Source organism: Clostridium punense (assembly GCF_017874425.1).
Lineage (GTDB): Bacteria > Bacillota > Clostridia > Clostridiales > Clostridiaceae > Clostridium_J > Clostridium_J punense.
This window is the reverse complement of sequence record NZ_JAGGLL010000069.1, coordinates 1-6,812: the sequence shown is the minus strand read 5'-3', so window position 1 is coordinate 6,812 and position 6,812 is coordinate 1. Positions and strand designations below refer to the sequence as shown.

General features: G+C 33.5%; 4 protein-coding genes. All 4 read left to right on the top strand.

The features are described 5' to 3' along the window. Positions 1–91: 91 nt before the first annotated feature. The 4 genes from uvrA to J2Z44_RS20940 all read left to right on the top strand — a co-directional run bounded on the left by uvrA (position 92) and on the right by J2Z44_RS20940 (position 6,525). On the top strand, positions 92–2,917 hold the full coding sequence (gene uvrA / locus J2Z44_RS20955; protein WP_209650038.1) for an excinuclease ABC subunit UvrA: 2,826 nt from the start codon (positions 92–94) through the stop codon (positions 2,915–2,917). Between the two features lie 257 nt (positions 2,918–3,174). Next, the gene (locus J2Z44_RS20950; protein WP_021282022.1) at positions 3,175–3,600 is read left to right on the top strand and encodes an FHA domain-containing protein; all 426 of its coding nucleotides are present in this window, start codon (positions 3,175–3,177) and stop codon (positions 3,598–3,600) included. Positions 3,601–3,791: 191 nt separating this feature from the next. Next, a complete protein-coding gene (locus tag J2Z44_RS20945; RefSeq protein WP_021282021.1) occupies positions 3,792–5,108 on the top strand; it encodes an FtsW/RodA/SpoVE family cell cycle protein in 1,317 nt (438 codons plus the stop codon). Further along, the gene (locus J2Z44_RS20940) at positions 5,101–6,525 is read left to right on the top strand and encodes a peptidoglycan D,D-transpeptidase FtsI family protein (RefSeq protein WP_021282020.1); all 1,425 of its coding nucleotides are present in this window, start codon (positions 5,101–5,103) and stop codon (positions 6,523–6,525) included. Before J2Z44_RS20945 ends, J2Z44_RS20940 begins: the two co-directional genes overlap by 8 nt. Positions 6,526–6,812: the final 287 nt, after the last annotated feature.

The window sequence follows — 6,812 nt, the reverse complement described above, 5'->3', positions numbered from 1 at the left end:
ATTATAGACTTGGTTTAAAAACAAAATTCGTTTAAAGGCACATTTCATTCCGTTTTGTGCCTTGAGCGTAGCGAAAGGAATGAATATAACTATGAGAGATAAAGTTTTTATAAAAGGAGCAAAGGTACACAATCTAAAAAACGTTGATTTAGAGATACCACGTGATAAGTTTGTTGTTTTTACTGGGCTTTCAGGTTCGGGTAAGTCTTCTCTAGCCTTTGATACCCTTTATGCGGAAGGGCAAAGAAGATATGTAGAATCTCTTTCTGCCTATGCAAGGCAGTTCCTAGGACAAATGAATAAGCCAGAGGTTGAATATATCGAGGGATTATCACCTGCCATATCTATAGACCAAAAGACTACAAGCAGAAATCCACGTTCAACTGTAGGAACTGTAACAGAAATTTACGATTATTTAAGACTTTTATATGCAAGAATTGGAGTTCCACACTGCCCTAAATGCGGTAAGGAAATTACACAACAAACTATTGACCAAATGGTGGATCAAATTATTTCACTACCTGAAAGAACAAAACTTCAGATTCTTGCTCCTGTTATTAGAGGAAAAAAGGGAGAGCACGTTAAAGTTCTTGAGAGTATAAAAAAGAATGGTTATGTGAGAGCAAGAATTGATGGAAATTTAGTGGATGTAATAGATGAAGAAATAAAGTTAGATAAAAATAAAAAACATACTATAGAAATAGTTATAGACAGAATTGCTGTTAAGGAAGGAATTGAATCAAGGCTTTCTGATTCCCTTGAAGCTGCTCTAAAATTAGGAGAAGGTCTAGCTATAGCAAATATTATTGACGGTGAAGATATACTATTTAGCGAGCAATTTGCTTGTGTTGATTGCGGAATCAGTATTGGAGAATTAGCCCCTAGAATGTTCTCCTTCAACTCTCCTTTTGGTAAGTGTGATAAGTGTGATGGCTTAGGTACACTTATGGAAATTGATGAGGATTTAATTATTCCTGACAAAAGCAAGAGTATAAGTGAGGGTGCTATTGTTACCTTTGGGGAGAATAGTTTAAAAGATGATTCCTGGACTTTTTCAGTGTTAACTGCACTAGCCAAACACTATGACTTTAGTTTAGATACTCCATTTGAGCAGTTAGACCCTAAAGTAAAGGAAATAATACTTTATGGAACTAATGGAGAGAGAATTAAAGTTGAATATACAAAGGAATTTAAAACAGGAATATATAACCATGCCTTTGAAGGAGTTATTAATAACTTAAAAAGAAGATACTTTGAAACTTCCTCTGATTATATAAAAAGAGAAGTGGAAGAGTACATGAGCGATAATCCTTGCCCTAAGTGCAATGGAGATAGACTTTCAAAGGAAGCTCTATCCGTTACTGTAGGGGGGAAGAATATTTCAGAGCTTTGTAAGTTATCTATAGTAGATGAAATTAAATTCTTAGAAGAAATTCATTTATCTGAGAAGAATACTATAATTGCTGCTCAAATCTTAAAGGAAATTAAAAGTAGGTTAAACTTCTTGAAGGATGTAGGGCTAGATTATTTAAACCTAACTCGTGCAGCGGGTACTCTATCTGGGGGAGAAGCACAAAGAATAAGATTAGCTACTCAAATTGGCTCAAGCTTAATGGGTGTTTTATATATACTAGATGAGCCAAGTATTGGACTACATCAAAGGGATAATGATAAGCTTATTGGAACCTTACAGCATTTAAGAGATTTAGGAAATACTTTAGTTGTAGTAGAGCATGATGAAGATACTATGAAGGCAGCAGATTTTATAGTGGACATTGGCCCTAAAGCTGGTGAGCATGGTGGAGAAATAGTAGTTGCTGGAACCATGGAAGATGTTATGAACTGTGAAAATTCTATTACAGGGCAGTACCTTAGTGGTAAAAAGAAGATAGAAGCTCCAAAAGAGTACAGAAACACAGATTCAGATAGAGTAATTACTGTAAAGGGTGCTAATGAAAATAACCTGAAGAATGTGTCAGTGTCCTTCCCGTTAGGGGTATTTACTTCAGTTACAGGAGTTTCAGGCTCAGGAAAGAGTACCCTTGTTAATGAAATTCTTTATAAGGGTTTAAATAAAAAAATTAATAACTCTAAAAAGCTTCCTGGAAAGCATAAAGATATCTTAGGAAGTGAAAACATAGATAAAATTATAAATATTGACCAAAGCCCTATTGGAAGAACTCCAAGAAGTAATCCAGCCACCTATACAGGAGTTTTCGATTTAATCAGAGATGTATTTGCAACTACTTCAGAAGCTAAGATGAGAGGTTATAAACCGGGAAGATTTAGCTTTAACGTAAAGGGTGGAAGATGTGAAGCTTGTAAGGGCGATGGAATAATAAAAATTGAAATGCAGTTTTTATCAGATGTCTATGTACCTTGTGAAGTTTGTAAAGGTAAAAGATATAATAGGGAAACTTTAGAAGTAAAATATAAGGGTAAAAATATAGATGAATTATTAGAAATGACTGTAGAAGAAGCACTAAAGTTTTTTGAGAATCTGCCAAGAATAAGTAATAAACTCCAAACTTTAATGGATGTAGGATTAGGTTATGTAAGACTTGGGCAGCCATCTACTACTCTTTCTGGGGGAGAAGCTCAAAGAATAAAGCTTGCCTATGAACTATCAAAAAGAAGTACAGGAAAAACCTTATATATTCTAGATGAACCTACTACTGGACTTCATATTGATGATGTGAATAAACTAATTTCCATACTTCAAAGACTTGTAGAAGGTGGGAATACTGTAGTAGTTATTGAACATAATTTAGATGTTATAAAATGTTCTGATTACATCATAGACTTAGGGCCAGAAGGTGGAGATAAAGGTGGAACTATCCTTTGCACTGGTACTCCAAAAGATATATGCAAGTGTGAAAAGTCCTATACGGGACACTATCTTAAAAAGATGTTATAATAATATTGACTAGCAATTGCACTGCTAGTCAATATTATATTTAAAATTAACTTATTTGTTCTTTGACCTTATTTTAATGAAGAAAATTACGTATACTATATAGCATTTAGTTAATATTAGAAATAGGTCAAATAGAGTTTTTAAGGACGAAATTTTAAAAGTAGTCTTAAAAGTTTAAGGAAAGGCCTTAGAAGTATAAAAATTGGCCGGAGCTTCCTATAAAATGGATTTGTTAATTGTTAGAAGGAGTATGTATTATGAATAACTTAAAATTCATATTTAATTTAGTAATAATAGTAATTATTTATTTTATTATTATTTATGCACTAAGAATTATGTACAATGATACTAAATCTGTGGGCAAGAAAAAAAAGAAGAAGAGTGTAGATTTTGGTTTAGAAGTAGTAGATGCTGGGGATAACCATAATCTTAAGAAAGGTGGAGTTATACCTGTTAATGAAGTTTTAACCATGGGAAGAAGTGAAGATAATATGGTGATACTAGAGGATAGGTATGTATCTTCTCATCATTTGAAAATATATTTTAGAAATACTGACTATATGTTAGAAGATTTAAATAGCACTAATGGAACCTTTTTAAATGATGTAAGAGTTAGAAATAAAGTAACCTTGAACAAAGGCGATAAAATTAGGGTTGGAACTTCTACATTTAAAGTGCTTTAATAAAAATGGAGTGTTAAAACTAAAATTAAAATCTTTAAGTTTACTTGAAGTTATTTAAGTGGAAGCTAAATGTGATATGCATTATATAGCAAGTGAATAGATTTAGAATTCCTAAAGGTATTTGGGAAGTTGGAGGAATTTTTAAAATCCTTAAATATCTAGATAGTAAAGATTAATGAAAGGATGAAATTATGGATACTTTGAAAGAAGAGAAGCGAGTGCTTTGGCTTACATACTTGCTCATAGCAACTATATTTGCCAATGTGGCCTTTGTAACGCCTACCTTTGATAAAGGTGCTGTAATCATGGGTGTCATATTATGTGGTCTCCTAGCATACTCGCACTTCATAATAAGAAAGTTTTTTCCAGATGGAGATAAGTATATTTTAATATTTTCAAACATACTAGCAGTTATTGGACTTGCTATGCTTTATAGGCTAGATTTGCCAGTATCAGGCGGTGCTTATATGGCTGATGAAGCAAGAACTTTTATGGCTACAAAGCAAATTATATTTTTCACTTTAGGAGTAGCAGCGTTTATTCTTGTGGTGGTTATACTTCCTGATTTAAAAAGTTTTAGTAAATATAAATACTTTTATTTAGTAGTTACTTTACTATTTATGTCTATGGGGAGCCTTTTAGGTAAAGAAACCTTTGGAGCAAAAAACTGGGTTTCTATAGCTGGATTTTCCTTTCAGCCCTCTGAATTTGGAAAGGTAGCCTTGGTAGCCTACTTAGCTTCAGCCCTAAAGGACTATGGAAAGCCTTCTAAGTTTTCTAAAAAAGTTGGAGATAAGTTAAGTAAAAAAGGGTCTAAGTATGATGGAGCAATTAGCTTAATTGAACCAGCTTTAGTTGTGATGATATCGCTAGCCTTTATGCTATTACAAACAGATTTAGGGTCAGCACTAATTTTCTTTGCTATTTCTTTAACTATGCTTTATATAGCAACCTCAAAGGGTAAATATGTGGTTATGGCTTTATTACTATTTATAGTTGGTGCAGTTGCAGGGTACTTTCTTTTTGGACATGTGAGAACTAGGGTTATGATTTGGCAAAATCCTTGGGAGTATGGCTATGATGCTGGGCTTCAATTAGTCCAGTCCTTAATTGCCATCGCCAATGGAGGTTTCTTAGGTAAAGGTCTTGGAATGGGATATCCAGGATTTATACCTGTTATTGAAAGTGACTTTATATTTTCAGGTATATGCGAAGAATTGGGACTTTTAACGGGTCTTGCTATAATAATCCTGTACTTTTTAATTTTCTATAGATGTATTAGAGCTGCAATTTTTGCAAAAGATAACTTCTCAAGGCTTCTTGCAGTAGGATATAGTACTATGATTGTTTCTCAAGTTTTAGTAATTATAGGTGGTGTAACTGGTGCGATTCCCTTAACTGGAATTACTCTTCCTTTAGTTAGTTATGGAGGAAGTTCAGTACTTATAACCTATATATCCTTAGGAATAATACAAAAAATTTCGGAGGATGGTAATAGCAATGAATAATCTTTCAAATAACATAAAAAAAGTAATGTTTGTGTTTCTACTATTATTTGTAGCACTAATCACTTTCATAAATTATACTGTACTTTTCAAGAGTGAAGCAGCAGTAAAAAGTGTTTACAATAAGAGAAATGTAGCAGAAAAGAGTAGGATTTTAAGAGGAAGTATTTTTGATAGAGATAACAACCCAATAGTTAAAGGCGAAAAAACCGGAGAATTTACTCAAAATAGAGAGTATATAGGTGGTGTTCCCTTTGCTCATGTAGTTGGCTATTATGATGAAGTTTATGGCATGAGTGGAATAGAAAAAAAGCTTGACGAAGAACTTAGCGGCAAAGCAATAAATGGAATCAAGGATTTCCTTAGCTTTTTTAAGTTTTCAAAGGATGAAGCTAAAGAAGGAAATAATGTAATAACTACTTTAAACTCTAGCCTTCAGAAAAAAGCTTATGAGGTTTTGGGAAATAAAAGAGGTTCAATAGTTGCACTAGACCCAACTACTGGAGAAGTATTAGCTATGGTATCAAAACCAGGGTTTAATCCTAATACTTTAAAGGAAGATTGGCAAAAGTTAAGTTCAGACCCAAATACTCCATTTTTAAATAGGGCAGTATCTGGACTTTATCCTCCAGGCTCAACCTTTAAGGCAGTAACAGCTATTAGTGCCTTAGAAAATATAAGTGGGGTAGCAAACAAAACCTTTAAAGATGAGGGAAGAATACAATTCAATAAAAGCCAATATCTAGAGAATTATAAGGGAAAGACTTTTGGAAATATAGGGTTAGAGCAAGCATTTACTGTATCAAGCAACGTAGTATTTGGATCCCTTGCTATGGACTTAGGAAATGATACCTTAAGAACTACAGCAGAAAAGTTTCTGTTCAATAAAGATATTCCTTCAAGAACTTTAACCATAGATAATAGTAAGTTTCCAACCTATAAAAAAGAGGAAATTGGGAACATTGCACAAAGTGGTATAGGACAAAGTGGAGTTCTTGCCAGTCCAATTGAAATGGCACTAGTTGCGAGTACCATTGCTAATAATGGAGTTATGATGGAGCCTAATATAGTAAAACAAATTACTAGCACAAAAGGTGATGTAGTAAAGAACTATGAACCTAAGGAAATAGGCACTGTAACTTCAGCTGAAAATGCTCAGATATTAAAAAAATATATGAGATCCGTAGTAACTAAGGGAACAGGCAAGGACAGTGAGGTCAATGGAGTTCAAATCAGTGGTAAAACGGGTACTGCAGATCAAGATACAGGTAATAAGATACCACACTCTTGGTATATAGGCTTTGCACCTTATGAAAAACCTAAGATAGCCTTTGCAATTATTGTTGAAGAAGGTGGAAATGATTCGTATAATGCCACAGATATGGCAAGAGATATAATGAAGAATTATTTTAGCAAATAAAATTAAGGAGCTTCTCGAAATGCAATAATTATGCATGCTGAGCAGCTCTTTTTATTATATAGGAAATTCAACTTTTTTTGCGCTAGCAAAATGCCTGGAAGGCCTTGGAATTACAAGGTTTCAAGTTGTATGTAAAAAAATGTAATTAGTCGCTGGCTGTTAAAAAGGGCGTGTGCATACACGCATTTGTTCTTATATAGGAAATTCAACTTTTTTTGCGCTAGCAAAATGCCTGGAAGGCCTTGGAATTGTTGCTTTTGAGAGTTTGTGTAAAAAAATGCCATAAA

Excerpts from the sequence above, each read along its gene's own strand:
- uvrA (WP_209650038.1), top strand. The coding sequence starts at position 92 with ATGAGAGATAAAGTTTTTATAAAAGGAGCAAAGGTACACAATCTAAAA.
- J2Z44_RS20950 (WP_021282022.1), top strand. The coding sequence starts at position 3,175 with ATGAATAACTTAAAATTCATATTTAATTTAGTAATAATAGTAATTATT.
- J2Z44_RS20945 (WP_021282021.1), top strand. The coding sequence starts at position 3,792 with ATGGATACTTTGAAAGAAGAGAAGCGAGTGCTTTGGCTTACATACTTG.
- J2Z44_RS20940 (WP_021282020.1), top strand. The coding sequence starts at position 5,101 with ATGAATAATCTTTCAAATAACATAAAAAAAGTAATGTTTGTGTTTCTA.